The following is a 26,481-nucleotide window of genomic DNA, read 5'->3' on the forward strand; positions in this document are numbered from 1 at the left end:
CTGTCCCCATGTACCGTTTCCAATTGAGCAATGGAGGGCTTACCGAGCGGAGGGGTGGAGCAGGAAACAGACCCTTCCATCTTTTTTTCGTGTCCGGGTCTGATTCCATTCTTTATGGTCTATTGGCTTGCTTCCTACTTACGGACCTCTACATTGGCCTGCGTTTCGATGACCTTGAGGAGAGAAGTATAATCTTTCCGTCCATAGCCAGCATGCTGTGACTCTTCATAGAGCTGCTGAGCAAGGGTCGTCATAGCGAGTGGAACCTCATTCTCGTGGGCCAGATCCAGGGCCAGGCCAAGATCTTTGTGGAGCAGATCGGTCATAAAGCCAGGCTCAAAGCTGCCATTGAAGGCACGAAGAGGAAACTGATTGCTGAGTTGCCAACTGGAACCCGTACTGGCCCCAATAATTTTTGTCATCATCTCAAGATCGGCACCAGCCTTCACTCCCAGGACCAGCGCCTCGGCAGTCGCAGCAGCGATAGTGCCAACGAGAATATTATTAGCCAGCTTGATCACCTCACCTGAACCGACCGGGCCCACATGAAAGATGTTCTCCTTTTTTCCCATGGCCTCAAGCACAGGCCGGACGTGCTCAAAATGCTCTTTCTCGCCACCAGCCATAATGGTCAGTGTCCCATTGATCGCCCCCTGAGAGCCACCACTCACGGGTGCATCCAGGAAATGGACGCCTTTGGACTGAGCCTTCTCCGCCAGACTGCGACTGACCGAAGGCGCAATGGTGCTCATATCTACAATGATCAGACCTTTACGCGCCCCCTCAAGAATGCCCTGTGAGCCAGCCACAACCTCTTCTACCTGAGCTGAGTTAGGGACCATAGTAATCACTATCTCGGACGCAATGGCCACAGCCCGAGCAGAGGGAGCGAGTCTGGCACCGGCGGCCAGGACCTCCTGTACCTCTGGCTTCTCGGGATGGCGCGCAAAAATGGTCACCTCATGACCAGCTTTGAGGAGATTAAGGGTCATCGGACGCCCCATAACCCCAATACCAATAAAACCTATCTGCATAAATAGAGATCCTTTCACGATCTGCCCCACGGCAAATAGTAGAGAAGAGAGAGGTATTACCTTACTTCAAGCAGCAGAGCTCCCCCGGAGACGACATCTCCCTCACGATAGTTGATGCGTTGAACCGTCCCTGCGTGCGATGACGTAATCGCATGCTCCATCTTCATTGCTCCCAGGATCATCAGAACCTGGCGCGCTTCTACTATATCACCAACCTGCACCTGAACCTTAATAATTGTCCCCGCCATAGGAGCAGTAAGAGCCGTCTGCGTACTGACTGCAAGGCCGCTATACGCAGTCTGCTCTACGGTAGGAGGTTGAGGCCGCTGGAGATGAAAGAGGTGACCTTCAAAGGCGATCTGTGTCTCGGTTGCCGTCTGCTGGATAAAGAAGGACGCATTGCTGTTTCCCTGACGCAGGAGCAGAAAGTGCGCGTTAATTGCTGCCACCTGGAACTCTTCCGCCTCCTGATCAGGACGTTGCACGAGCCAGCTTCCTGATTGTTGGATGCGGGGAGTCAGAACGATCTTTTGTGGCTCACCCTGATAATGATAGGTGCGTGTCTGTGTGTTCCCTGCTAGACGCCATGGGCCGGTATTCTGCCAGGGATTGTGATAGCGATTGCTGTTCGCTGCTTGGTGCCATGTGAGATCGTAGATGGCAGCAGCAGCAAGAACCTGATCTGGCACGAGCGGAGTTTGTAGCTGTTCAATGACTTCATAGTGCGTCAGGAAATCGGTACTCGTCAGGCCAGCCGCAAATGCTGGATGTTTGCTGATAGCGATTAAGAGAGGGAGGTTCGTCGTCACTCCAAAGATTGCAGTTCGCTTGAGGGCCTGCTGCAAACGATTGATGGCACTGAGGCGATCCTCGGCAGAGACAATTAACTTGGCGATCATGGGATCGTAGTATTGAGTAATCTCATCCTGTTCGGAGAGCCCGCTATCCAGGCGAATGCCAGGCCCTGAAGGTGCGATAAAGCGTGTAATGGTGCCAGTGGAGGGGAGATACTGCTGCAGAGGATCTTCTGCATAGAGCCGGACTTCAATGGCGTGCCCCCGCTGGCTGACCTGTTCCTGCGTAATCGCAAGTGGCTCCCCGGCGGCAATCAGAAGTTGTTGTCGGACAAGATCCAGCCCGGTCACCAGTTCAGTCACAGGATGTTCAACCTGGAGGCGCGTATTCATCTCAAGGAAATAAAAGTGCTGTTGAGTATCGAGCATAAACTCCAGCGTCCCTGCATTCTGATACCCGGCTGCCTGGACAATGCGAAGGGCTGCCTGACCCATCTCTGTTCGTAGTTCTGGAGAGAGAACCGGCGAGGGACTCTCTTCAATGATCTTCTGGTGGCGGCGCTGGATAGAGCATTCCCGTTCGCCAAGATGAATGCTATGACCATAGGCATCAGCCAGGATCTGAATCTCAATATGGCGCGGTTGAATGAGAAGCCGTTCCAAAAAGACCGTACTCTCACCAAAGGCCGCCAGCGCCTCGCGTTGAGCCCCAGCCAACTGATCGAGAAACTCCTCTTCCTTATGAACAGCGCGCATCCCCTTGCCACCACCACCAGCCGAGGCCTTAATCAGCAGCGGAAAGCCAAGCTGGCGAGCGGCAGCGAGAAGCGTTGCGGACTGCTGGTCCGCACTGTCAATACTGACATACCCTGGTACAGTTGGAACACCAGCGGAATGGGCTAATTGTTTCGCTGCAATCTTAGAGCCCATGAGGCGCATAGACTCCGCCGTCGGACCAACAAAGATCAGACCAGCCGTACGACAGGCATCGGCGAAATCAGCATTTTCAGAGAGAAAGCCATAACCCGGGTGGAGAGCCTCGGCCTGAGACTCCAGTGCAATCTGAATAATGCGGTCACCACACAGATAGCTTTCACGGGCAGGGGCAGAGCCCACAAGATAGGCCTCATCGGCCTCGTAGACATGGCGTGCGTGTTGGTCAGCCTCCGAATAGATTGCCACCGTCCGAATCCCCATTTCGCGGCAGGTTGCCATAATGCGAACCGCAATCTCGCCACGATTGGCGATAAGAAGCTTGCGAAACATACATCCTCCTTTGACAGGCGAACGGACCTGCGGGGTAAGCTCATCCCTTAAAAGTATTCTGCCAGGACATCAAGCATTCTGCCAATCAGGTCGGCGCTTTTCGAGAAATGCACGTAGCCCTTCCTGTCCCTCAGGGCTGGCGCGTAGACCAGCAATCGTTTCAGCAGTTGAGTGATAGGCGATAGCATCATCCATCTGACCAGCAGTCAGAGCCAGGACCTTACACGCTCTCAACGCTTTCGGGGCACTACTGGCCAGCTCTGTCAGTGCCTTCTGGAGAGCGTTATCCAGTTGATCAGGTGGCACTATGGAATGGATCAGCCCAATCTGCTGTGCTCGCGTCGCGCTAAAGCGTTCACCTGTGACAAATAGTACACGCGCATAAGACTCCCCAATTTTGCGTATGACGTAAGGAGCGATCACAGCAGGTGCAATGCCAAGCTTTACCTCGCTAAAGGCGAAGCGAGCTCCCTCGGCTGCAATAGCCAGATCGCAGGCAGCAATAAGGCCTAAGCCTCCCCCATAAGCATCGCCCTGAATGCGTGCTACCACAGGGCAGGGAAAGGTATAGATCAGTTGCAGGAGATCAATCAGGCGTTGAGCCTCATGAATATTCTCTTGTTTGCTAAAGGAGATAGCCTCCTGCATCATCTGAATATCCGCTCCCGAACTGAAGGCAGAGCCATTGGCGGCCAGGACAACGGCATGCAAGCCTTCATCCAGGCTGAGCTCCGTCAGAAGCTGCGTCATCTCTGCAATGAACTGAGCGTTGAAGGCATTGCGTACCTCGGGCCGATTCATTGTGACAATGGCGACCTTCTGTTGAAAAGCATAATGAAGAGTGAGATAGGAAAGATTAGCTGGCCCGGTCATTCTATACTCCTTATGTATACAGCATAAGCACTAGATCCAACGACGATGGTGGAAGTATTAGATCCAACGACGATGGTGGAAGTACCAGATCTGAATAAGCGAAATGATGAGCATAAATCCAAGAACATACCAGAAATTATACCCATTATCGTGCTCGACCAGCGGTGAGTGACCAAAATTCTGCCCAAACACACCAGTGATAAAGGTAATTGGGAGAAAAATGGTCGAAATAATCGCTAACTGTTTCATAATCACATTAAGATTATTGGAGACTGTAGAGAGATAGACATCCAACAGGCCACTCAACAGATCGCGATAAGAATCCAGGATCTCAAAGGTGCGTACAAGATGATCGTGAACATCAGAAAAATAAGGCTCTACATCGCCTGGAATAAAATCGCCAGTGCGCATAATGAGAGCATTAGAGACCTCAACCTGTGGACTAATCACGCGTCGCATAGTAGCGATCGTCCGCTTAGCATTAAAAATCTGTGATTGAACCGTCGTATTCGCTTTCTCAACAGCTGCATCCTCTAACTCATCAATCAGATCATCAATATCATCCAGAATAGGAAAGTAGCTATCAACCAGAGAGTCGAGAATAGCATGAAGAAGTCGGGGCACCCCCTTCGCGAGAAGATGTTCCTCAGTCGTTTTAGAACGGGCGGCATTGAGAAGACCACTAAGCCAGGACATCTCCTCGCGATGGACCGTTATCAAAAAATTGTGCCCAAAGGCGATATCAATTTTAGGCGTGGAGGCTTCAACGGTCTCTCGCTGAAAAGTGAGTCCATGTAAGACAAGATTGAAATACGTATGATGCTCAACCAGTCGAGAACGCTCTTTTTGCTCCTCCATCGATTCGATAGTGATTGGAGCGAGTTTAAACACAGAAGAGAGCAGATCTCGGTATTTAGCCAGGTTCCCATCAACCTGAAGATCCAGCCAGATGACCGCCTGTTTGTCCTCTAGAGCGGTATGAATCTCCTCTACGGAGGCATCAGCGGTCAAGGTGCCATTGTGCCAGATAAAAAGTTGTTGCATAGCTAATTCTATGATCCTCCTGGTACATGCTTAGTTGGAAGCAGAGGAAAGTCTTTACAGTCCCGTTTAGTATACGTAGAGCTACCAGGACGCGTACATACACTGAGCGTTACATGCGAAAAACCCCAAAGGGAGCCTCTGGAATAGGGGCATGAAGAGAGGCGGCCAGGCCAAGGGCAAGCACTGTACGGGTATCGCGTGGATCGATAATCCCATCATCCCAGAGCCGGGCTGTACTATAATAAGGATTTCCCTCGACCTCATATTTATCCAGGATAGGCTGCATAAACGCCTGCTCTTCCTCTGGAGTCATCGATCTGCCTCTAGCCGCCAGTCCCTCTTTTCGTACCGTTGCCAGGACGGTTGCGGCCTGTTGTCCACCCATCACCGAGATGCGAGCATTGGGCCACATCCAGAGCTGATGTGGAGAGTAAGCTCTGCCACACATACCATAATTGCCAGCTCCGAATGAGCCACCGATAACGACCGTAAAGCGTGGAACAGGCGCATTTGTTACGGCCATCACCATTTTTGCCCCATCCTTCGCAATTCCCCCATTCTCATATTGGCGACCGACCATAAAACCAGCAATATTCTGTAAAAAGATCAGGGGGGTACGTCTCTGAACACAGAGCTCAATAAAATGGGTTGCCTTGAGCGCACTCTCCGAAAACAGGATGCCATTGTTGGCAATAATGCCAACAGGATACCCCATCAGGCGAGCGAAGCCACAGACCAGCGTCGTCCCATAGAGCGCTTTGAACTCATGAAAATCGCTATCGTCAACCAGACGAGCGATAACTTCATGAACATCATAGTTTTTGCGATTATCGCTGGGGATAATGCCCAATAGTTCATCTGGATCGTAGCGTGGTGGGAGTGGAGGATGGACCTCCCATGGCTGATAGGAGCGTCGATTGAGATGAGTAACAATACTGCGACAGAGGGCCAGGGCATGTTCATCATTGAGGGCAAGATGATCAGTCACACCAGAGGTTCGCGAATGGACCTCGGCCCCTCCGAGCTCTTCGGCACTGACCTCCTCGCCTGTTGCAGCTTTTACCAGAGGCGGCCCGCCCAGGAAAATCGTTCCAGTTCCCTGTACGATAATGCTCTCATCGCTCATGGCTGGCACATAGGCTCCGCCAGCGGTGCAAGAGCCCATAACCACCGCGATCTGTGGAATGTGCTGGCTGGACATGCGTGCCTGATTGTAAAAGATGCGGCCAAAATGGTCTCGATCGGGAAAGACCTCGGCCTGGAGTGGGAGAAAAGCACCACCTGAATCGACGAGATAGATACAGGGGAGATGATTTTGTTCTGCAATCTCCTGGGCTCGAAGATGTTTTTTGACCGTTATTGGATAATAGGTTCCCCCCTTCACGGTAGCATCGTTTGCAACGATCACGCACTCCTGACCTGCGATCAGCCCAATGCCCGTAATAATACCAGCGGAAGGTGCCTCCTGTTCATACATATCCCAGGCTGCCAGAGGAGAGAGCTCAAGAAAAGGGGTATCGGGATCACAGAGGAGCTGAATGCGTTCCCGAGCCAGGAGCTTGCCTCGTTTGCGATGTTTCGCAATTGCCTCAGCGCCGCCTCCTTGCTGAACCTGCTGGAGGCGCTGCTGAAGCTGCATAAGGAGCGTCTGGGAGGCAGCATAGTTTGTGTGAAATTCGGGGCTCTCGCGTTGAATATGTGTCTCAATGATAGCCATTGTTGCTTGTATCCTCTCAACGACGGTGCTGGGGGAGCATCGATACAATCTAAGCTAGTTCCTATCAATTATTCTAGTGCAGGATAGCACTCTGTCCTGGTAGAGTCAAGAGAAAGGTAGAAGTCTTTCACCATTTAGGCAGACCTGAACTGTCAATAGAGCAAAGCGGAAACTTTTCACTGTACTGGCAGTTCAGGATAGAGACCAGAGCTCTTCGAAGGTTCAATAGCGTCGAATGCGTTGCCTGCGAAGCGGCTTTTTGAGTGTTTGCTCCATCGGTAACTGATCGGAGCTCTGCAAGGGCAAAGGCTCAGTCTGATAAGGATGGACTTGAGGCGTCTTGCTCTTCTCCTCGAGCATAACTGTGCCAGCAATACTGTTTGTCCTCTGTTTGTGTGAGCCATAGGCAAAACATTCATTCATATTGGTTGTATGGGAGGCATCCTGGCAAGCTGCTAAAAAGGCATGTGCAAAGGAGATCACATCTGGAAAGCGCTCCTGAGGATTTTTAGCCAGGGCACGAAAGACCACCTTTTCTACGGTTGGTGGGAGGGACGGGCGCTGCATGAGGAGCGATGGCGGGGTTTGTGATAGATGATCTTGAATAATCTCAAGCGACCCCCCTGTAAAAGGCACTGACCCCGAGAGCCATTCATAGACCATAATTGCGAGAGCATACTGATCGCTGGCAGGCTGTGGGCGACCGCGAATCTGCTCTGGAGCGATATAGGTTACTGTCCCTTCTACCTCTAATTTCATAAGCGAGCGTTCAGGAGGAATGATCACAGCCAGCCCAAAGTCGCTCAACAGCAATTGTTGTTGAGAGCCAAGCAGAATATTTTCTGGTTTAATATCGCGGTGAATCACACGTCTTTCGTGGGCATATTGGAGTGCTGGGGCAATCTCTGTCAGATAGGAACAGATCGTCTGTAAAGACAACCGCTCTCCCTTGGGATGACGTTTGCGCAACGTCTGATTGGAAGCATATTCCATCACCAGAAATGGTGTCCCTTCAGGGCTGATCCCAAAGCCAAGCAGATCGACGATCGCAGGATGGTGCAGGCGGAAGGCCGTACTGGCCTCATCGATAAAACGTCTGTAATTGCCTTGTAACAGCCCTGGATACAGTATCTTCACCGCAGCTGGCCCATGGTGACGGATATGTTCACCCAGATAGACCTTTCCAAACGAGCCCTGTCCTAACAGACGAAGTAAGCGATAATCATCAAAAATCTTGCCCACATATTCAACGATAGGTGTCTCTTCATTGATGTAGAGAGGGGGGGAAAGAGGGAGACTCTGACTAAAGTATCTCTGCGAAGAGGAGATGAGGTGTTTCCCTGACCGGCGACGCATAAACAGCGTCCGCAGAGAGAAGATCAGCAGAGCTTCCCCCAAAAAGATCAGCAATAGGAACAAGAACGTCAGGAGTGAAGTATGAGGAGGAACAACACTCTGAGCCGCCCACATACAGAGCACAACCACCAGAAGCAGCGCAATTTTAGGAACCACAAGCACCATATATTTCCCAAATGACCAGATCGTCAGAGCAATGGGAAGAAAAAAGAGTGGAAAAGGAAGAAACGCCTGCTGGGAATCATGTGGAAACGGCATCAAGCAGAGAAGAAGCGAGAGTGCAAAGGACAAAATAGTCAGAGTGAGGCGTACACGGAATGATAATTGAATCAGAAACCACAAGAAATCTGACCCAGATGCCCATAATCGTTGGTACCAGCGGCTAAGATCTAATACCTCGTGAAGTTGTTTTGTCAAAGTTTGAAGTCCTTTAAGCAAGCTAACAATAGACGAGAGAGCAAAGATTGATGCCCTATAATAAAGAAAACGTTAAATTTGTTTAATAGATAACAATGGAATTACTTATTTCTCAAAACTCACTATCACATTCTTGTGTATATTTCTTGTGTATAATAGCAGAGAAAAGGCGAAAGAGCGTTGACAACCCCACCAGTTTTAGTGTAGTATACAGAAGTATGGTGAGAAGCTTTGGACACAAGTTGAGTTTCCACCCTAACCGATCGATGAAAAACAAAAGGTTTGTACAACAAACGATGAATACATATGCGACCGTCGTGCTTGCCGCAGGCAAGGGTACGCGGATGCGTTCAACGTTACCAAAGATGCTCCACCAGCTGGCTGGCATTCCATTGCTTGGCCATGTCCTCACTGCTGTCGAGGCAATTCCCTCAACATCTGCCTTCGCTTCTTTGCATGAGAGCCTTACTTCCCATCGTCCAGTGGTCGTACTGGGCCATGAAGGGGAGCAGATTGCCGCAGCCTTTGGTGAACGTTGTTTGTATGCCGTACAACAAGAGCAACTGGGAACTGGTCATGCTTTATTGGCCGCCCAGGTGACTGTAGATGCCTTACAACCAGTGCCGGAGACGGTCCTGGTCTGTTATGGAGATACACCGCTGGTGCGTAGCGAGATCCTTGCCAGTGTACTGACAGAGCATCTCAGCACGCAGGCGACAATTACATTTCTGACAGCCCAGACCGAACTTCCCAGTGATTATGGTCGGATTGTGCGAGACAGTCACGGGCAAGTGCGCGAGATTGTCGAGGTCAAGCGAGCAACGCCCGAGCAGTTAGAGATTCGCGAGGTCAACTCTGGAGTCTACTGCTTTCAGCGCGCCTGGCTCTGGTCAACCTTGCAAGCATTACCACGAAATGCCTCAGGTGAATACTATTTGACCGACCTGATCGCGATCGCTGGAGCACAGGAGCGAAGAATTGCCACTGTGCAAGGCGAATTGGAAGAGACCATTGGTATTAATAATCGCGTACAATTGGCCGAAGCGGAACAGATTGTCCGCCAGCGTGTGTTAGAAAAGCATATGTATGCTGGTGTGACGATTCAAGATCCTGCCAATACCTATATAGATGCTGACGTTCAGATTGGGAGTGATACCGTGATTTTGCCGGGGACTGTGATTACCGGTAAGACCACGATCGGTTCCTGGTGTCGTATTGGACCGGGAACGACGATTGATCAGACCTTAATTGGGGATCGCTGTATCATTCGCAACTCAGCGCTTGAGGAAGCTATATTGGAAGATGAAGTCCGTGTGGGGCCCTTTAGCCACTGCCGACCTGGAGCGTATCTCGCTCGTGGAGTGCGCATGGGGAACTTCGCAGAGGTCAAGAATTCGTACGTTGGCGCGGAGACGGATATGCACCACTTTAGCTATCTTGGTGATGCAACGGTGGGCGAACACGTCAACTTTGCCGCGGGGTCCATCACCTCGAATTTTGATGGAAAACAGAAACATCGCACAACGATAGGCAATAGGGCCTTTATCGGTTGCGATACGACACTGGTAGCTCCAGTGACCGTTGGTGAAGATGCCTATACGGGAGCGGGAGCTGTCGTGACGAAAGATGTACCACCTGCGACAGTTGTGGTTGGAGTGCCTGCCAAAGTTCTGCGCAAGCGTGAGCTTGAGGATACTCCGGCTATACAAGGTGGCGAATAAGGAATAGGTGTATATTATGGACGGCCCTGGCTTATCTAGCTTAGCCGCCGGTATTGACTTTCACATTCCGCAATTTGATGCACAGACGGGGTGGCAACTGACGATTATGGTCGTTGCCCTTGCCCTCTGTGCTTTAGCTTCCGCAGCTGAGACGGCCCTCACCTCGATTAGTCGAATCAAGCTGAAGAATCTGGTTGAAGAAGGTGATGAAGTGGCAGCTAAGATTGAACAACTCTTGGCCGAGCCCAATGTCTTTCTTTCAACCATTCTTGTGATTAATAGCGTCGCAGTCGTCGTTGCCTCAAGCATGGCAACGGTGCTGGCGTTACGTTTCACGTCTAATTGGGGCGAGCTCCTCTCTTCGGTCTTTAGCTCATTGGTCGTGTTAATCTTCTGTGAGATCTCTCCTAAGACAGCCGCTGTGCAGAATCCCCTGCGCTGGGCGCGTACACTCTATCCTGCTGTACGAGCCTCTGCCTGGTTGCTCAGGCCGCTTGTCTGGACGTTGAGCGTCATCACCTCCATTTTTGTTCGCCTGTTAGGTGGCTCGATGAAGCATCGGGGCCCGTTTGTCACGGAAGAGGAGTTGAGGCTCCTGGTAACCGTAGGTGAAGAGGAAGGCGTTCTGGAGGAAGAAGAGACCGAGATGATCCATAGCATCTTTGAGTTCGCTGATACCACTGCTCGTGAGGTCATGGTGCCACGTATTGACATGGTCACATTGTCCAGTTCCGCGACGGTCACTGAGGCTGTGGATCTGGCGCTCCAGGGTGGTTTCTCGCGTATTCCAGTCTATGAAGAGACCATTGGAGTCGATGAAATTATTGGCATCCTCTATACCAAGGATATGCTCAAACAATTGCGGGATGGTCATGCACACTATCCAATTCGTAATCTGGTGCGGGCAGCATACTTTGTGCCAGAGACCAAAAAATTGGACGATCTCTTGCGTGAATTGCGCCAGAATCGCATTCACATGGCGATGGTTGTCGATGAATATGGCTCTGTTGCAGGTCTGGTGACCATCGAAGATCTGGTTGAAGAGATCATTGGTGATATTAAAGACGAGTATGATCACGAAGAGAGTCTTTCAGAAAAGATCAACGAGAACGAGTATGTCGTCGACGCTAAAATGAGCATCTACGACTTCAATCAAATGCTGGAGATGGAGCTCGATGATACCGATTACGAGACCTTAGGTGGCTTTGTCTATGCACAGCTAGACAAAATTCCTACCATTGGTGATACGATCTCCTTCGAGAATGTCACGTTTACGGTTCTCTCCACCCGGGGACGACGTATTACAAAGATCCGTGTTGAGCGTAAGTCCACCGTAGAAGAGACACCGGCTGTTCTGCTTTTGCCAACTCCTGGTACAATTGTGACTCAGGAGGAGGAGAACACGCCATTGCTTGAACAATCCTCTCAGTTAGAGTACAAAGGGGCCTGACGATGGAGCCAACCTGGACCAACCTGCCTGTAGCCGTCAAGATCGTGGAGGTTGGTCCACGCGATGGTCTACAGAATGAACAGATACAGATTCCTACTGCGATCAAACTGCGCTTTATTGAGCAGTTAGCTGATGCTGGTCTCTCTGTTATTGAAGCCACCTCTTTTGTGAGTCCACATGCGATTCCTCAATTAAGTGATGCCAGTGAAGTTATGCAGAACATCCAGCGCAAAGCTGGAGTTGAGTATTCGGCCCTGGTTCCTAATCTCAAAGGGTTAGAGCGTGCACTGGCAGCAGGCACACGTTCGATTGCCGTTTTTACAGCAGCCAGTGAAAGTTTTACCCGGCATAATATTAATGCCAGCATTGCCGAGAGTCTTGCCAATTTTCGTCCAGTCATTGAGAGAGCAAGAGCAGACGGCATTGCAGTTCGAGGGTATATCTCTACCGCCTTTGGTTGTCCTTACGAAGGAGCGATTGCTCCACAGCAGGTCTTACACGTTGCTCATGCCTTAATCGAATTGGGCGTCGAAGAGCTCTCTCTTGGCGATACGATTGGAGTTGCGACACCTCGAGCCGTTATTGATCTGCTCAATCTTTTTTTGGACGACCAGAGCATACCACTTGAGCAGATAGGGGTTCATTTTCATGATACGCGCGGAACGGCTTTAGCGAACGTACTGACCGCCCTGCAGATGGGGGTGAGTATTATTGATAGCTCAGCCGGAGGACTGGGAGGCTGTCCTTATGCGCCAGGAGCGGCAGGGAATCTAGCGACAGAAGATCTTATCTATCTGTTGCAGGGTCTGGGTCTGGCCGCCACTATTGACCTTGCAAAGGTTGTCGCCGCCACCAGCATCATTGCACCATACCTCACTCATGAGCCAACCAGTAAATATTATCGAGCGGCGAAGGCTCAACCATAACGAGCCTTCGCCTTTGTCGAACTGAGACCATGAGGCCTTCAAACTCTTATTTTCCCTGGAGATACTGAATGGCAGCCTTAAGTTGAGCATCATTGCTACTTAAGATCTGATCCAGCGTCATATTTGCCTGATTCTCCTCATTGGGAGTAAGAGTGATGGCATTAGCTGGCTGATTGACGGGATGGTCCGGGATAATCCCTCCGGAATTAGGATCATTGGGGACCTGACGAATAAAGCGTCCATTGGGGGTTAGCCATTCCCTCACTCCAAGGAGAAGGGCGGAGCCATCACTAAGATTAATCTGCGAGAGAACCGTTCCCGTCCCAAAGGTCTTTTTCCCAAACACAGTTGCTCGCTTATTATCCTGGAGAGCGCCAGTAACAATCTCAGCTGCACTGGCTGAATTCTCATTGACGAGTACGACAAGCTGATCAGTTGTATTGACAGGTTTGCCATTGACAGGCGTGGGCGTGCGATTGCCTTTGTTATCCTGCTCCAGAAGCACATTCCCATCTTTTAAGAAGAGACTGGCTGTATTAACGGCTTCGGGTAGATAGCCACCAGGATTATCACGCATATCAAGGATAATCTTTGTTGCACCCTGACCCTTTGCCTTTGCCAGCGCATCTTTTAACTGATTCGAGACTCCATCCGAAAATTGGGTAATTTGAATGTGGGCGATGTGGCTTTCGGGAATATAGTGGAGAATCACATTCTGAGCAGAGATCTCGGCTCGCGTCATCTTAATATCGAGCGTGTGGTCGACCCCAGGCCTTTGAATGGTCAGAGTAACATCCGTCCCCTCTTTCCCTTGAATTAAGGCACTGACTCCACCAACATCTTTGCCCACCGTATTTTTGCCATCGACCCCAACAATAATATCATTTGGCTTAATACCAGCCTTATCAGCGGGGGCCCCAGGCACCGCAGACGTAATGATTAATTGCTTTGTCGTAGGATCTTGATGGAGATAGATCCCAATGCCGGTAAATTTTCCGCTCAATTGTTGATTTTCGGAAGAGACCGTCTGTGGATCCATAAAGCGCGAGTGGCCAGTATCTTGAAGCGAGTTAACCATTGCGGTAATAGCGGCGTAGGACATCTTCTTATAATCGACAGCCTTGCGATCGACGTAATTCTGATCGACCTGATCCCAGGCCTGCTGAAAGAGGTCGGAATAGTAGCGAGATTGATCGCCCTGTGTAAAGTAGCTTCCAAAGTATTGATGGCCAAACCAGCCAGCAAAGAAAGCCACTGCCACCAGAGCGAGAATCCCAACGGCTCGTTTCATGAACTGCTGAAAGCGTTCGATCCTGGTTGGAGCAAGGGATGCTCTTGTTGGAGAACCAGCTCCATTGGGAAGGAAGGGATAGTGTTCAAAATCATCTGGAACCTGTTGCGAGGATAAAGGCTGTTGTGGATTGTGTTGCTGTTCATACCAGCTTGGGTCATCGTATCTGCTCACGCGAAACTCCCTACTGTCCTGATCTAGCCAGAAGTATATTTCAGAGAACGTGCTATGTGTTTGATTGCAGCATATAAAAGTGGGCAAGGAAAGGTCCTAAAAAGTCCCTGGTCCCTTTATCTTAGTAGCCTATAGAAGAAAAGTCAAATAAAGTTACCCATTCATTGCTGAGCAAGAAAAAAGAGGATCTCGTTCAGGCGAACGAGATCCTCTTTTTTCTTGCTTCCATTCTTCACAGCATTGGTGGCTCCTCAAAAGACTTCCCATAGATGGATACGAGAGGGAAGCAATACAGCAGTACCAGCGCGTTTACTCTTGAGGGGCTTCGGCTTCAGGCGTCTGACTATTCTGAGCGGAATCGTCGTTTTGTGCGGCGGCCTCTTCAGCCTCAGGCGCATGTGCAGGTTCATCATCTGGTTTCGCTGTAGCCGTCTGGGTGGGCTCAGTGGAAGCTTTCTTCTCGGTGGTAGGAGCTGCCTGTTTTTTCGGAGGCTCCCAGCCTGGGGCGCGAGAAACAATCATCGACATCATACGACCTTCCATGATAGGTGAGCGTTCGATGGTCGCAATGCCCTTTAAATCTTCAGCGATCCCATCCAAAAGCTTACGGCCAATGTCAGGATGGCGCATATCGGGTCCACGGAATTGGACACTGACGCGAACTTTATCGCCGTCAGCCAGAAACTCCTGGATCTTACGTGTTTTCACTTCTACGTCATGGTCGTCTGTACGTGGACGCATACGAATCTCTTTAAGCGTAATCGTCTTCTGATTTTTGCGCGCCTCATTCTCTTTTTTCGCCTGCTCATATTTAAAGCGACCATAGTTCATCAACTTGCAGACTGGAGGCATCGCGTTGGGTGAGATCTCAACGAGATCCAGATCTCGCTCCCGAGCGATATCAAGAGCGCGCATAGGAGGCATAACCCCCATCATCTCGCCATTCTCATCGATTAAGCGTACTTCACGTGCACGAATGCGTTCGTTCACGCGCGTTTCACGTGGACGATCATTTCCCCGAAAATCCTTATTGATAGGCCCAATCTCCTCTTTAATAGCAACTAGTTATTTGTATTCATAGCGTTGTGTTTGTGCTATGGTTGTGTAACGCAGTTCAAGCAAGGCCGGAGGGGTGTTCCAGGCAAGAAGACATGCTCTACTAAGCGGACTGTACAAGTATACTACGTGCACAGACTCTTTGCAAGGGCGTGCAAAAATCCTGGGCGGGCCCAACCTCACTTCATTTCCAGAATGGGCTTCTCTGGCCCTACAAGGATATCTAGTACAAGAGATCATAAAATTTTTCAAGAAATTTGACTTGATCGAGAGATTTTGTGAGAACTTACTCATTTTTTAAAAGATAAATAACTACAAAGAATGATTTTTATGGTATACTTTTGTATGCAGCGGTATGTATAATTGCAGAATAGCGTTTACTACATTGTAACAATCTTCCCCACAATAGAAAAAGTTTGACGCGAAGGAGGCTCTCCGATGGGTGGCAGTAGTATTGTCAGGCATGCTTTAACCTCTGCCCCGATGCCCGAGGTCTTTCGTTTCTCGCCCCAACCACACCAGGCTGATCGCATCCAGTGGCGTGGCTGGGGGCAGGCTGCATTTGCTGAAGCTATGCAGACCAGGAAACCGGTCTTCCTCGTGATTACATCGCTGTGGTGTCAATGGTGCCACAATTTTGATGAAACGACCCTTTCTCATCCGGGCGTTATCTCTATGGTCAATGAACATTATATTCCTATTCGTGTTGATAGTGATTTGCGGCCTGATATTAACCAGCGCTATAACCAGAACGGGTGGCCCAGTGTGGCCTTGCTCTCTCCTGATGGTGAGGTACTCTGGGGTGGAGTCTCTGTCCCAACGACCAGATTGCTGTATTATTTCAGTTATATTCGCCGTTACTATAGTGATCATCAACAAGAATTAGCCGAGCAGGTTCAGATGTTACAAGTGCAGCGCAATGCACCAGCAGAGTTTGGTATTGCCTGCCCAATCTTTTTTCAGCCACAGGCTCGACAACTATTAGAGACGGTGCCCAGCGAGGCAGCGAAGGTTCTTTACGATCTCTATGATGCAGAGAATGGCGGTTTTCGTATTCATTCTAATCTTAAATTTTCTCATCCTGACGCGCTTGAGCTCCTCTTGATTCTTTCACGACAGAATCAGCCTGAGGCTCTGGATATGGTGCGCTATTCCCTGGCGCAAATGCGCGATGGTGGCTTGTGGGATAACGAAGAAGGAGCCTTTTTTCGCTATTCGGCGGCCAGTGATTGGAGTATGCCTCATACAGAGAAGATGTTGGAGGAGAATGCCGCCCTGTTGCGGGTTGTGGCTGGTCTGGCGCAGCAGACGAAAGAAGGAGAATGGTTCGATCTGACGCGACAGCTTGTCCTATCGTTGAATACGCTCTTCTGGCAAGCTGAGAAGGGCGTGTTTAGTGGGAGCCAGAGTGCTGATGAGGCATACTATGGGCCAGGCCCCTATTCACGAGCGACACGGCAGCGCCCATTGGTGGATACGACCGTCTATACGAGTTGGAACGCACAGATGATCTCTGCTTACCTCCTGGCTTCGCATGTCTTAGGCTATAGCTCGCTACGTACGATTGCTTTGCAGGCACTGGATTATCTCTGTTCTCATCTTATCCATCCTGGAGGGAGCGTCTACCACTACGAATTAGAGGGGCAGGGGGGCTTGCCTGGACAATTGGCAGATCAAGTCTGGCTTACGCGAGCACTGCTGGATGCCTATGAGGTATCGAACCAGAAGCAGTATCTAGAGACGGCAATTGCGCTTATGCATTTTGTCTGTCGGGAGCTCTTTGATTCTACCAATAGTCTGTTCTACGATTCTCCTGTACAGGCTGATGCGATCGGTCGGATGGCTCAGCGAGAGCAGCCACTGGGTGAGAATGCTCTGGCGGCTGAATGCCTTTTACGTATGGCTGTCTATAGTCGTCGTCCCTCAATGCGTGTGACCGGACTTCATGTCCTGGCTGGCTGCTTAGAACAGTATCATCGTACTGGTATTCAAGGCGCTCTTTATGCCTGTGTGGTTGCGCAAGCATTGGAGAAACAGTGGCTGTAGAGATTGGAGCAACGGGGACCCTCCTATACGAGCTAACGTCCATAGATAAAATTTGCGTCTGTTTGCTCGTATGGGAGTGCTCTGAGTGGTTCTGTTTTTGCGCTCCAATCCTTATTTTACAGTGCCAGGAGCCTTGAGCGCTCTGATGAGTTCACAGACAATGTCATAGCGACGATAGGATGGCATAAGATAGACGCCCTGTATCTTATCACGAGCTTCAGTGAGCAACTCATGAGCGATCTTAATACCTTCTTCATAGCCGTCTTCACCAGCTTCTTTCATGCGTGTGCGAATATCCTCAGGAATTGAAATACCTGGAACTTCGTTATGGAGATATTCCGCGTGGCGTGAACTGTACAGAAGGACATTGCCCAGCAATAATGGGATTGGGGGGTTTCCTGCGCGACTGAGAAAGCGCTCAAGGGGGGCTAACTCATAGATTGGTTGTGTCATGATAAAATTGGCACCAGCAGCAATTTTCCGCTGGTACTTCTCAATTTCCAGATCAGTCTCTTCATCGGTCATATTGAGATTAAGGGCGCAGCCAATATGGAAGGAGGCTCCTGCTCCAAGGGATGAACCAGAAGAAGCATGCCCCTCATTCATGCCACGAAGAATCTGAATAAGTCCAATGGAATCAACATCCCAGACCCCAGTTGTATTGGGGTAAGCCCCAACTCTGAGTGGATCACCTGTGAGTGCCAGGATATTGCGAATCCCCAGCGCATGCGCACCCAACAGCTCGGCCTGTAAGGCCATCAGATTGCGATCACGCGTTGTAAAATGGATAATCGTCTCTAGATCGAGATGATCATGAAGCAAGCGGGCCAGCGCCAGACAACTCATGCGGACGCTCGCCATAGGGCTATCGGCGATATTGATGCAATCTGCGCCAGCCTCTTTTAAAAGGGCCGCACCCGCGATAAGCTTCGTAGGATTCAGACCTTTGGGGGGATCAAGCTCGATACTTACAATGAACTCACCAGCATCTAATTGTGTTTGCAGTCTTGTTCTGGTCCCTTCATGAGGAAAAATAATCTCTTCTTCAATGGGTTGATGCCCATTTGTTTGAACGCTGGGAGGCGTTGTTGACAGCTCAAGCGCAAATTGTGGATCATGCCCATAAGATTTGTCCAATGCCTGGCGCATGGCCGCAATATGGCGTGGTGTTGTACCGCAACAGCCACCGATTAAACGTACTCCAGCCTGAGCAAAACGTGTTGCATAGTCTGCAAAGTAGTCTGGAGTAGAGACATAGAAGAAACGGTTATCGATGCGTCTGGGCAGACCAGCGTTAGGTTGAGCTGAGAAAAGGATGGGACGCGTGATTTCAGGGTTCTGCTGGACAGAGGTGATCATCTCTGTAAGAGCATCCAGTGTGGCGGCTGGCCCAACGTTACAATTAGCCCCCATTACATCCACGCCCAGATCGGCTAGAATAGTAGCTACTCGTGCGGCTGATTGACCAGAGAGAGTATATCCATCCTCATCGAAGCTCATCTGTGCTATGATCGGAAGGCCACCAACGTCTTTCGCGGCAAGAATGGCCTGACGTAGTTCGGGGAGACTGGAGAAGGTTTCCAGGATTAAGAGCTCAACCCCACCCGTCTGAAGAGCCTCGATCTGCTCACGAAAGATTGCACGAAGATCGCTTAAACGCGGCTGATCAGGAGCGCGTAAGAGCAATCCGCTGGGCCCTACTGCTCCAGCGACAAAGACCGGTTGGCCTGAGACCTCTCGAGCCTCCAGTGCCAGACGTGCGGCCTTATAATTAATCTCATAGACTTTGGAAGCAAGATGGTAAGCCTCTAATTTCGTGCGGTTGGCTCCAAAGGTATTAGTCTCAATGATTTGAGCACCAGCGCTGATATATTCATTATGGATGCCTTGAATTACGTCAGGTTGTGAGAGATTGAACTCATCAAAGCAGTGTTCGTAAGGGATGCCACGGGCATAGAGGAGTGTCCCCATTGCTCCATCGCAGAGGAGAGGACCTTGTTGGAGTCGTTCAAGTACCAGATGCTTCATAGAAAAACGCTTCTCCCATCCACAAAATGTCAAAATTCTCTATTCTATTGTACCTTCTTTTTGCAGACTGGGGAATACATGGAGCTATCCTCATCGTGCTACACAGAAAGCAGGAGCTCGCTATGATTTTATCGACAAATCATAGCGAGCTCCTGCTTTCTGTGTAGCGAGCCAGTTGCGTGGCTCATTCCGCATGTATGCTACAATGGCGACGACAATGATCGTGTCACACCATGTGGTATTTCTATAGTAAGAAAGCTATAGTTGAACGTTAGTGTGTGGTCGTAATTTTGATTGTACGAGCCTTCGCATGCTCCGCTTTGGGCAGATGTACAGTCAGGATACCATCGGTGATGCTGGCCTCGACGCGCTCGGAGTTGATCGGCGTTGGCAGCGTAAACGATCTCTGATATTTGCCCGACTGGAAGCCATTCCAATGGGTGTATGCCTTCTCAGGAGCCTGGACCTGCGTCTCCCATTTGAGGCTCACCACCTCTTGCTGGACCGTAATCTCAACATTTTCAGCTTTAACGCCAGGCAGTGGTAATTGAAGCGTAAAACCTTCTGCGGTCTCATAGAGGTTGACACCCAGACCACGGCCACGGGGAGCAATGATATTTTCAGCCATTGCATTGCGCAGAGAGATAACTTGAGGGTTGTAGCGAGTAAGAGTGACCATAGCTTTTTTTCTCCTTAAAACATGACTGTGCTTAGACCATGTTCTGACGTTCCTATGTGATCAGAAGCTCAAGCCTTCCTGGCGGGTTGAGTGCTTCAGGTCAGTTGTTTTTTCTATCTGGTGATACTATACTCCAGTTTTCATTAGAGGAACGTAAGTGAAGTGTAAGAATTATGTTAGAAACAATGATAGCTATAGTGTCATTGTTTCTGATTACCAACTGACGGCATCGATATAGGCAACTTGATTGACTGGTTGATTGTCATCGCAGTCGAACTGTACTCCCAGGTTGTTGACATCGCCATGAAGAGTTGAAGGAACGGTAAAGGAGAGCTGTGTCCATTGACCAAGGGTCAGGTTTGAGAAACCTGGGGCAAACCAGGTATAACTACTGTCCTGTATAAAAATTTTGGCGGAGGTTGCATGGCTTCCTGCCGGAACATAGACATAGAGAGAGATCGTCTGCCCTGTGTGTGGTAGATTTCCTACGACACTCTCGCCAACATAGGGATACTGACCACGTTGAACATTATTTAAATGCATCTTTAGCGATCGTTTCCCATCTTTTGCCTGATCCAGCGAGCTTCCACCAGAGGTAATCTGGCCTGCTAAATTATTCCAGCCATCGCTCTGACCATCCTCAAATGAGAAGCGTAGACTGGGAACAGGTGGCTGAGTTGGGGGAGCCGGTGGCTGAGTGGGAGGCGATGGTGGCTGAGTGGAGGGAGGAACCGGTTTTGGATTGGATGGAGGAGGAATTGATCCTGAACTACTGCCTGCTGATGGTGTAGGTGTGGTAGCTGGTGTTATAGATTGAGTGGCAGTTGCCGTTGCAGTAGGGGGAATGAGCGCAACTGGCTGTTTTGTCTGGCTTTGTTGCCAGTGTTCATAGAAGCCTTTAATGATAGTGCCCTGGGTCGTACTGTTTTCGGAAGAATCAACAAGAGAAGCTGCGGTATCAGTTGCAGCATACTGCATGGCAGCGGCGATACCATTATCCGCCAATGTTTGTAGTGCCTGTAACGTGAAATTCTTCATAAAAGACGGGTTATTCTCTTTTCCATCCTGGGGGACCGCATTGGGAGCATAATTCCACTCGGTAATCATGATGGGAAGCATCTGTGTGATGAGTGTATTCATCGTAACCCTGGCCTGCTGAAAATGATTGGGCCAATCGGCTAGATGCGTAAGACACGTTTGAGTAGAAGCATTATCAGTGCATGCATACTCATGCCAGCTAACAGCAGAGGGGAGTGGGTTTGCCACATGCAGGAATGTCGTGAGATAGGTGGGATCATAGGTATCAGTATCGGGTCCAATAAACTGGGCCTTTGGAGCAAGCTGCTGCAATTGTGGAATAACCGTATTCCAGGAGAGCGCATAATTCGTGGCTGAAACCCCTGCCAGATTATCGGCATCGCCATATTCAAAATATAATTGTTGATCTCCAAAGATAGAAAGAAGATCCTTAACAACCTGAGTATCATCTTGCAAAGCCTGAGGATTAGTGGCCCCTTGTAGCACAATTAAGGGCGTTGCCCCGAGATCTTTTACTCTCTGAGCGGCTTTAAGAGCCAGCTCTTCAGTATTTTTGGAGCGTATTGGGATGCGTAATAACTGTATATGTTCCTGCTGTAAAAGTGTGCGTGTCTTCTCAGACGAAAGAAACTGATCTTTATCGTTGAAGAGTGTCAGATTGGCTCCAAAGAGTAGCGAAGAGATTGGCGGTGTCGTAGCCATCGTATGATTAGCTGGACCAACGTTGAAGTTAGATTTTTTCTGCAAATGAGCTTGAAACGTCACAATCATCAGACCTGAGCTAGCTATCATGATCACTATAAGTATGCTAGTACCAACAAGTATGTATATTTGTCGTATAGTTAGCCAATAGGGAAGCGAAAAAGATCTCTTATTCACAGGCTATTCCTCTTTTATAACTACTTATATGCAAAATCATCACTCTAATTGTACGCTATTTGTAGTGCTATGACTATTTTATAGACAAAAAGTCGTCGGGCGTATGAAGTGAAGTCATGCATGATCATAAGAGGGATAGTATGAAACAAGAGTTGAATGGCTTCAGCAGCACTCCAGAGGCAAAGAGATTTTAGATGAGTTTGCGCGTGCTGCTGAATGATGGGAGATCTAGTCGTGATCGAGGCTCTTATTTAACGTCTTAATGATGCCAGGACCTTCATAAATAAAGCTGGTGTAGATCTGGATCAGGCTGGCACCGGCATCAAGCATGCGTTTGGCGTCATCGGGCTCGAAGATGCCGCCAACACCAATGATTGGAAGTTTCTGCTCAAGACGTTTGTAAAGATAGCTCACTACTTCAACGGCGCGGGTATGAAGTGGACGACCACTTAATCCACCAGTCTCCGCACTCTGGCGCGTCAGACCTGTGCGCGAGAGCGTGGTGTTTGTAGCAATAATCCCCTGTACATTGCGCTGGAGGCAGACATCAATCACATCGTCGATCTGCTCCTCTGTCAGATCGGGTGCGATCTTGACCAGGACCGCTTTCGGGGTGGTGCGACCCGTCTGTTGGGCCAGGAGAGCCGTCTCGTCTACAATCGCATGCAGCAATTGATCAAGTGGCTCTTTCTCCTGTAACTGGCGTAATCCAGGCGTATTGGGAGAGCTGACATTGACCGTAAAGAAATCAGCGAATGGGTCGAGCTTATGGAGAGAGTAGAGATAGTCTGCTACTGCCTCCTCTTGAGGCGTTACCTTTGATTTGCCAAGACTCCAGCCAATCGGGATAGCTGGTTTTGGCTGTCTGGCCAGATGCTCCGCAATGGCAGCGGCTCCAGTGTTGGGAAAGCCCATGCGATTGATAAGGGCCTCATTTTCAGAGAAGCGAAAGATGCGTGGGCGAGGATTGCCGGGTTGGGCATAGCGTGTCACCGTACCAGCTTCAATAAAGCCGAAGCCAAGCGCGGCCAGAGCTGGCAGTCCATGCCCATTCTTATCAAATCCTCCGGCGAGGCCGATAGGATTGGGGAAATGGAGCCCAAAGAGGTTACGCTCCAACCTGGGAGAGGCATACCCATTGGCCGCCTCAATAATTTTCAGCAGGAGGGGAAGATGGGACGCTACTGCGAGCTGCTGCATAATCAGATGATGAGCAATCTCAGGATCATTGGCAGAGAGACGAAAAACTACCGGACGAACGAGGGTCTTAAATAACATTGGCACAATGTCTTTCTTTTGCTAACCTTGTTTGTGCACTCGAAGTATGGCGAGAGCCAGATGGGTGATAGCCTCTCTCTCTTCGCTTTTCAGCACAGACGATTCTCTAAAAAGGAGCAAGGTTTCCCTTCAAATGTACACCTCGCATGGAGTCGTGTCAATAAAGCAGCCTTCTCTACAAGCGATTCTATGCGTATAATGATGGAGAGTCTCGCCGGCAATGAGAAAAGAAACAATCTGTGGTGGAAGCACATATTTTCTACTTGAAATAGAAACTTAAAAGGAGTCTACTCTTTATGTTGATTCGGAATGGTCTGGTTGTGCTGGCAAGTGGATCGGTCTATCGAGACATTCGCACGCAAGCTGAACAGATAATAGAGATAGGGGAGCAGCTTGTGCCAGTGGCCGATGAGCCTGTTCTCGATGCTACTGGCCTCCTGGTCTTGCCTGGAATGATTGATAGTCATGTGCACTTTCGTGATCCGGGTGGGACACATAAAGAAGATTTTCTCAGCGGGACGCAGGCCGCACTGGCTGGAGGAGTGACGACCGTTCTTGATATGCCCAATACCAATCCACCAACCGATAGTCGTGAACATCTTGAGGAGAAACTGGCGCAGATTGCCCCCAAAGCCGTCGTTGATTACGGCCTGTACTTTGGTGCCACTGATACCAATATTGAAGAGGCAGCGGATCTGGCAGACCGTGTTGCTGCCATGAAGCTCTACATGGGCTCCTCTACTGGCTCTTTACTTGTGACAGAGTTTCCACCCATCTATCAACATTTCTCCACCTTTCCGCACCAGAAGGCCCTGGTCGTGCATGCTGAAGACGAGCAATCGCTCAAATATTTTGGAGCTCAGGGAAGCAAGATACACAATCAGGCGCGACCGCCATTGAGTGCACAGATTGCATTGAGCCGGGCCCTGGCCATTGCTGAAAAGACAGGACGTGTCTTGCATATAGCCCACACTACCACGGAGCGTGAACTTGAGTTGATTTACGAGGCCAGGCAGAAAGGCGTGCGCGTAACCTGCGAGGTTACACCGCTTCATCTATTCCTGACCGAGGAGGCTCAGCAGCGCCTGGGGAACTATGGCAAAGTCAATCCTCCATTGCGCAGTAGCAGAGATCGTGAGGCTCTCTGGCGCCACTTCGATATCATAGACACCATTGGGACCGATCATGCTCCTCACACGCGTGAAGAGAAAGACCAGCCATATGAGAAGGCCCCCTCGGGCATGACCGGAGTACAGACCATGCTACCACTGCTGCTCAATGCAGCGAGCGAAGGGCGACTGACAGTAGAAGCCATCGTGCAGCGTTGTGTCGTCAATCCCATTCGCATCTTTGCGCTTGCCAACAAGGGCGCATTGGAGATTGGCAAAGATGCAGATATCGTGCTGGTCAATCCCCAGGAGGAGTACGAGATCACCAATGAAAGCATTCTTTCGAAATGTGGCTGGACCCCTTTTGCGGGCACCAGAATCAAGGGCAAGGTCAAACAGGTCTTTGTGCGTGGTGAACTGAGCTATGATGATGGAAAGATCCTGGTCCAACCAGGTAGTGGCAGGCAAGTGAGATATCGCTGAGAGCCAGGAGCGCACAAAAAAAGCCAGGAACCATCATCTCTGATCGTTCCTGGCGAGAGGTTGTCTGTTAGTAGCTAGCTATAAGCTTAGCCCATGATTGTGTGAACATAGTGCTGTGTCTCAGCAGGTGTATACGCGAGCCAGTTGGCCCCACCGGCGTTGACCGCAGCATTCACATTGCCCGGGCCTGCATTATAGGCGGCCAGCGCTTTGGCATAGTTACCACCATACATGCGACTGAGGTCAGCCATATGGCGAGCGGCCCCATCGAGAGCCGAATTGGGATCATAAGGATTCACACCCAGGGCCGCAGCCGTTCCGGGCATAAACTGCGCAATACCGATCGCGCCAACCGAGGAGCGAGCATTCGGATTAAAGCCACTCTCTTGCTGAATCTGACGCACAAAGAGATCTGGGCTAATGCCATGGCGAACAGCAGCGGCGCGAGCCACGCTCTCATAGGAGCTATTGGCTGCCACTGAAACAGTATTCAGATGAACCGTCTGTGTCGTTGGGGGAGCGCTTGTTGGGGAATGGGTACCGAAGAAAGCCTGGAAGCCCATGAAACCAGTGAGCGCGAGACCAGCGACAGAACCAGCAACTACTGCACTCCATCGAGGAGCTTTCTTCTGAGTAGCAGGACGATTGTAGTGCAGCGTAGTTGGAGTCATCATGTGTGGTAAGTTGCCTTTCGTGTGAGAACAAAACAATGTATCGTTTCATAAGCAGATAAGTTGCTTGTCGCGATCCTTCGTCATCGGTGCACCAACCGGTGGTGTTGACCGTGTCGTGCGTCTTTGTTTTCTTCAACACCCACAGTATAGAAGCTCAGGCTCACGACGGCCTAACATTCTCAACCAAAAGTCTTGCATTAACCTCACGAAGATCATGGTTGTGCTTAAACCTGTTTCAGCGTATGAGGAGTAAAGGGGGAAAGGGATCATTCAGAACGAGCAGCGATAATCAGGCTATGATGGGATTGGGAGTGGCCGTTGGCTTTCGACAGCTCTATAGCTATCTCTGGTTTATGAAAGCCGTTGTGTAACTGAAAGCGATTTCTCATTATGAAAAGAAGCCTCCGAGAGTGAACGCGGGAGGCTTCTGTGTTGGATCTGGTCGCTGAATATTAGCGAGTGGTATTGATTTTGATCGTACGTGCCTGAGCATGAGCTGCTTTAGGCAGGTTCAGGGTCAGGATGCCATCGGTGTAGCTGGCCTCAACACTCTCAGAGTTGATGGGGGCTGGGAGCGTAAAGGACTGCTGATATTTGCCTGCCTGGAAGCCATTCCAATGGACCTGAGCCCCCTCGGGCGTCTGGAAGCGGGTCTCCCATTTGAGGCTCACCACCTCTTGCTGGACCGTGATCTCTACATCCTCAGCTTTAACGCCGGGCATAGGAATTTGCAGGGTAAAGCCCTCATTGGTCTCATAAAGGTTCGCACCCGTGCCACGGGCTGCACCGCGAGGAGCAATGACGCTTTCCTCAAAGAGACGATCCATCGCATCGCGCAAAGTGACAACTTCAGAGAAGGGATTGTATCGAGTCATATTTGCCATTGCTATTCTCCTTTATCGTATTAGTTTAACTACTCTACTCTGTCGTGTGAAGCAGAACCTTTTAGATTGCTGCCATATGTGGAATGTTTTTTCTTTCTGTGGATACTATACTCCGAGATCTGTTAGAGCAACGTAAACAAACTATTAGAGGAATGTTAGAAAGTTTGATAGGGCTGTTGTCAAGCTTTCGGATCTCGACGGCTTTTTGCTATTCTGTTAGAATGCAGCTAAGAAACTTTTTATTTGCTATGGAGGAAAGAAGTC

Annotated in this window: 19 protein-coding genes; 5 read left to right on the forward strand and 14 right to left on the reverse strand. The window is 49.9% G+C overall.

Going from position 1 to position 26,481, the window contains the following annotated elements:
• Window positions 1–134: 134 nt before the first annotated feature.
• The 6 genes from EL628_RS09435 to EL628_RS09460 all read right to left on the reverse strand — a co-directional run bounded on the left by EL628_RS09435 (window position 135) and on the right by EL628_RS09460 (window position 8,501).
• Window positions 135–1,034 (reverse strand): NAD(P)-dependent oxidoreductase, encoded by a 900-nt coding sequence (locus tag EL628_RS09435; RefSeq protein ID WP_126579705.1) that lies wholly within the window; start codon window positions 1,032–1,034, stop codon window positions 135–137.
• A gap of 56 nt (window positions 1,035–1,090) precedes the next feature.
• Entirely contained in the window at window positions 1,091–3,094 is a 2,004-nt protein-coding gene (locus EL628_RS09440; protein ID WP_126579706.1) for an acetyl/propionyl/methylcrotonyl-CoA carboxylase subunit alpha, read from the reverse strand.
• Between the two features lie 69 nt (window positions 3,095–3,163).
• Complete coding sequence (locus tag EL628_RS09445) at window positions 3,164–3,967, reverse strand: enoyl-CoA hydratase-related protein (protein ID WP_126579707.1); 804 nt, start codon at window positions 3,965–3,967, stop codon at window positions 3,164–3,166.
• A gap of 57 nt (window positions 3,968–4,024) precedes the next feature.
• Window positions 4,025–5,011, reverse strand: a complete 987-nt coding sequence (corA, locus tag EL628_RS09450; protein ID WP_126579708.1) for a magnesium/cobalt transporter CorA — start codon at window positions 5,009–5,011, stop codon at window positions 4,025–4,027.
• A 109-nt stretch (window positions 5,012–5,120) separates the two neighbouring features.
• Complete coding sequence (locus tag EL628_RS09455; RefSeq protein WP_126579709.1) at window positions 5,121–6,728, reverse strand: carboxyl transferase domain-containing protein; 1,608 nt, start codon at window positions 6,726–6,728, stop codon at window positions 5,121–5,123.
• Between the two features lie 222 nt (window positions 6,729–6,950).
• Window positions 6,951–8,501 carry a serine/threonine protein kinase gene (locus EL628_RS09460; protein ID WP_126579710.1) on the reverse strand — a complete coding sequence of 517 codons (1,551 nt, stop codon included), beginning with the start codon at window positions 8,499–8,501 and terminating at the stop codon, window positions 6,951–6,953.
• A gap of 296 nt (window positions 8,502–8,797) precedes the next feature.
• On the opposite strand from EL628_RS09460, the gene glmU reads away from it, so the two are divergent.
• From glmU to EL628_RS09475, 3 genes are read left to right on the forward strand one after another with little or no spacing between them, the layout of a single operon-like run.
• Window positions 8,798–10,222, forward strand: coding sequence for a bifunctional UDP-N-acetylglucosamine diphosphorylase/glucosamine-1-phosphate N-acetyltransferase GlmU (glmU, locus tag EL628_RS09465; protein WP_126579711.1), 1,425 nt, complete (start codon window positions 8,798–8,800; stop codon window positions 10,220–10,222).
• 16 nt (window positions 10,223–10,238) lie between these two features.
• Complete coding sequence (locus EL628_RS09470; protein ID WP_126579712.1) at window positions 10,239–11,672, forward strand: hemolysin family protein; 1,434 nt, start codon at window positions 10,239–10,241, stop codon at window positions 11,670–11,672.
• A 2-nt stretch (window positions 11,673–11,674) separates the two neighbouring features.
• Entirely contained in the window at window positions 11,675–12,598 is a 924-nt protein-coding gene (locus tag EL628_RS09475; protein ID WP_126579713.1) for a hydroxymethylglutaryl-CoA lyase, read from the forward strand.
• 46 nt (window positions 12,599–12,644) lie between these two features.
• On the opposite strand, the gene EL628_RS09480 is transcribed toward EL628_RS09475, so the two are convergent.
• Entirely contained in the window at window positions 12,645–14,063 is a 1,419-nt protein-coding gene (locus tag EL628_RS09480; protein ID WP_126579714.1) for a S41 family peptidase, read from the reverse strand.
• A 309-nt stretch (window positions 14,064–14,372) separates the two neighbouring features.
• Window positions 14,373–15,053 carry a translation initiation factor IF-3 gene (infC, locus tag EL628_RS09485; protein WP_245994038.1) on the reverse strand — a complete coding sequence of 227 codons (681 nt, stop codon included), beginning with the start codon at window positions 15,051–15,053 and terminating at the stop codon, window positions 14,373–14,375.
• Window positions 15,054–15,557: 504 nt separating this feature from the next.
• Here infC and EL628_RS09490 point away from each other — a divergent pair.
• On the forward strand, window positions 15,558–17,165 hold the full coding sequence (locus EL628_RS09490) for a DUF255 domain-containing protein (protein ID WP_126579716.1): 1,608 nt from the start codon (window positions 15,558–15,560) through the stop codon (window positions 17,163–17,165).
• 111 nt (window positions 17,166–17,276) lie between these two features.
• On the opposite strand, the gene EL628_RS09495 is transcribed toward EL628_RS09490, so the two are convergent.
• From EL628_RS09495 to EL628_RS09510, 4 genes are all read right to left on the reverse strand, one after another.
• The gene (locus EL628_RS09495; protein WP_126579717.1) at window positions 17,277–19,193 is read right to left on the reverse strand and encodes a bifunctional homocysteine S-methyltransferase/methylenetetrahydrofolate reductase; all 1,917 of its coding nucleotides are present in this window, start codon (window positions 19,191–19,193) and stop codon (window positions 17,277–17,279) included.
• A 271-nt stretch (window positions 19,194–19,464) separates the two neighbouring features.
• Window positions 19,465–19,872, reverse strand: a complete 408-nt coding sequence (locus EL628_RS09500; RefSeq protein ID WP_126579718.1) for an Hsp20/alpha crystallin family protein — start codon at window positions 19,870–19,872, stop codon at window positions 19,465–19,467.
• A gap of 213 nt (window positions 19,873–20,085) precedes the next feature.
• Complete coding sequence (locus tag EL628_RS09505; protein WP_126579719.1) at window positions 20,086–21,702, reverse strand: hypothetical protein; 1,617 nt, start codon at window positions 21,700–21,702, stop codon at window positions 20,086–20,088.
• 315 nt (window positions 21,703–22,017) lie between these two features.
• Window positions 22,018–23,067, reverse strand: coding sequence for a quinone-dependent dihydroorotate dehydrogenase (locus EL628_RS09510; protein ID WP_126581910.1), 1,050 nt, complete (start codon window positions 23,065–23,067; stop codon window positions 22,018–22,020).
• 296 nt (window positions 23,068–23,363) lie between these two features.
• Between EL628_RS09510 and EL628_RS09515 the strand changes: the two genes are divergently transcribed.
• Window positions 23,364–24,659 (forward strand): dihydroorotase, encoded by a 1,296-nt coding sequence (locus tag EL628_RS09515; RefSeq protein ID WP_126579720.1) that lies wholly within the window; start codon window positions 23,364–23,366, stop codon window positions 24,657–24,659.
• Between the two features lie 86 nt (window positions 24,660–24,745).
• Here EL628_RS09515 and EL628_RS09520 read toward each other — a convergent pair whose 3' ends face one another.
• Together EL628_RS09520 and EL628_RS09525 are read right to left on the reverse strand one after the other, a co-directional pair.
• Window positions 24,746–25,333: a lytic transglycosylase domain-containing protein gene (locus EL628_RS09520; protein ID WP_218028892.1), complete on the reverse strand. Its 588-nt coding sequence runs from the start codon at window positions 25,331–25,333 to the stop codon at window positions 24,746–24,748.
• 452 nt (window positions 25,334–25,785) lie between these two features.
• Window positions 25,786–26,217: an Hsp20/alpha crystallin family protein gene (locus EL628_RS09525; RefSeq protein ID WP_126579721.1), complete on the reverse strand. Its 432-nt coding sequence runs from the start codon at window positions 26,215–26,217 to the stop codon at window positions 25,786–25,788.
• Between the last annotated feature and the right edge of the window lie 264 nt (window positions 26,218–26,481).

Source organism: Tengunoibacter tsumagoiensis (assembly GCF_003967535.1).
Lineage (GTDB): Bacteria > Chloroflexota > Ktedonobacteria > Ktedonobacterales > Ktedonobacteraceae > Tengunoibacter > Tengunoibacter tsumagoiensis.

Coding starts and splice junctions, on each gene's coding strand:
- EL628_RS09500 (WP_126579718.1), bottom strand. CDS start 19,872: ATGGTCACTCTTACTCGCTACAACCCTCAAGTTATCTCTCTGCGCAAT.
- EL628_RS09490 (WP_126579716.1), top strand. CDS start 15,558: ATGGGTGGCAGTAGTATTGTCAGGCATGCTTTAACCTCTGCCCCGATG.
- EL628_RS09445 (WP_126579707.1), bottom strand. CDS start 3,967: ATGACCGGGCCAGCTAATCTTTCCTATCTCACTCTTCATTATGCTTTT.
- EL628_RS09455 (WP_126579709.1), bottom strand. CDS start 6,728: ATGGCTATCATTGAGACACATATTCAACGCGAGAGCCCCGAATTTCAC.
- EL628_RS09495 (WP_126579717.1), bottom strand. CDS start 19,193: ATGAAGCATCTGGTACTTGAACGACTCCAACAAGGTCCTCTCCTCTGC.
- EL628_RS09435 (WP_126579705.1), bottom strand. CDS start 1,034: ATGCAGATAGGTTTTATTGGTATTGGGGTTATGGGGCGTCCGATGACC.
- EL628_RS09525 (WP_126579721.1), bottom strand. CDS start 26,217: ATGGCAAATATGACTCGATACAATCCCTTCTCTGAAGTTGTCACTTTG.
- glmU (WP_126579711.1), top strand. CDS start 8,798: ATGAATACATATGCGACCGTCGTGCTTGCCGCAGGCAAGGGTACGCGG.
- EL628_RS09520 (WP_218028892.1), bottom strand. CDS start 25,333: ATGATGACTCCAACTACGCTGCACTACAATCGTCCTGCTACTCAGAAG.
- EL628_RS09440 (WP_126579706.1), bottom strand. CDS start 3,094: ATGTTTCGCAAGCTTCTTATCGCCAATCGTGGCGAGATTGCGGTTCGC.
- EL628_RS09510 (WP_126581910.1), bottom strand. CDS start 23,067: ATGTTATTTAAGACCCTCGTTCGTCCGGTAGTTTTTCGTCTCTCTGCC.
- EL628_RS09505 (WP_126579719.1), bottom strand. CDS start 21,702: ATGATAGCTAGCTCAGGTCTGATGATTGTGACGTTTCAAGCTCATTTG.
- EL628_RS09470 (WP_126579712.1), top strand. CDS start 10,239: ATGGACGGCCCTGGCTTATCTAGCTTAGCCGCCGGTATTGACTTTCAC.
- EL628_RS09475 (WP_126579713.1), top strand. CDS start 11,675: ATGGAGCCAACCTGGACCAACCTGCCTGTAGCCGTCAAGATCGTGGAG.
- corA (WP_126579708.1), bottom strand. CDS start 5,011: ATGCAACAACTTTTTATCTGGCACAATGGCACCTTGACCGCTGATGCC.
- EL628_RS09515 (WP_126579720.1), top strand. CDS start 23,364: ATGTTGATTCGGAATGGTCTGGTTGTGCTGGCAAGTGGATCGGTCTAT.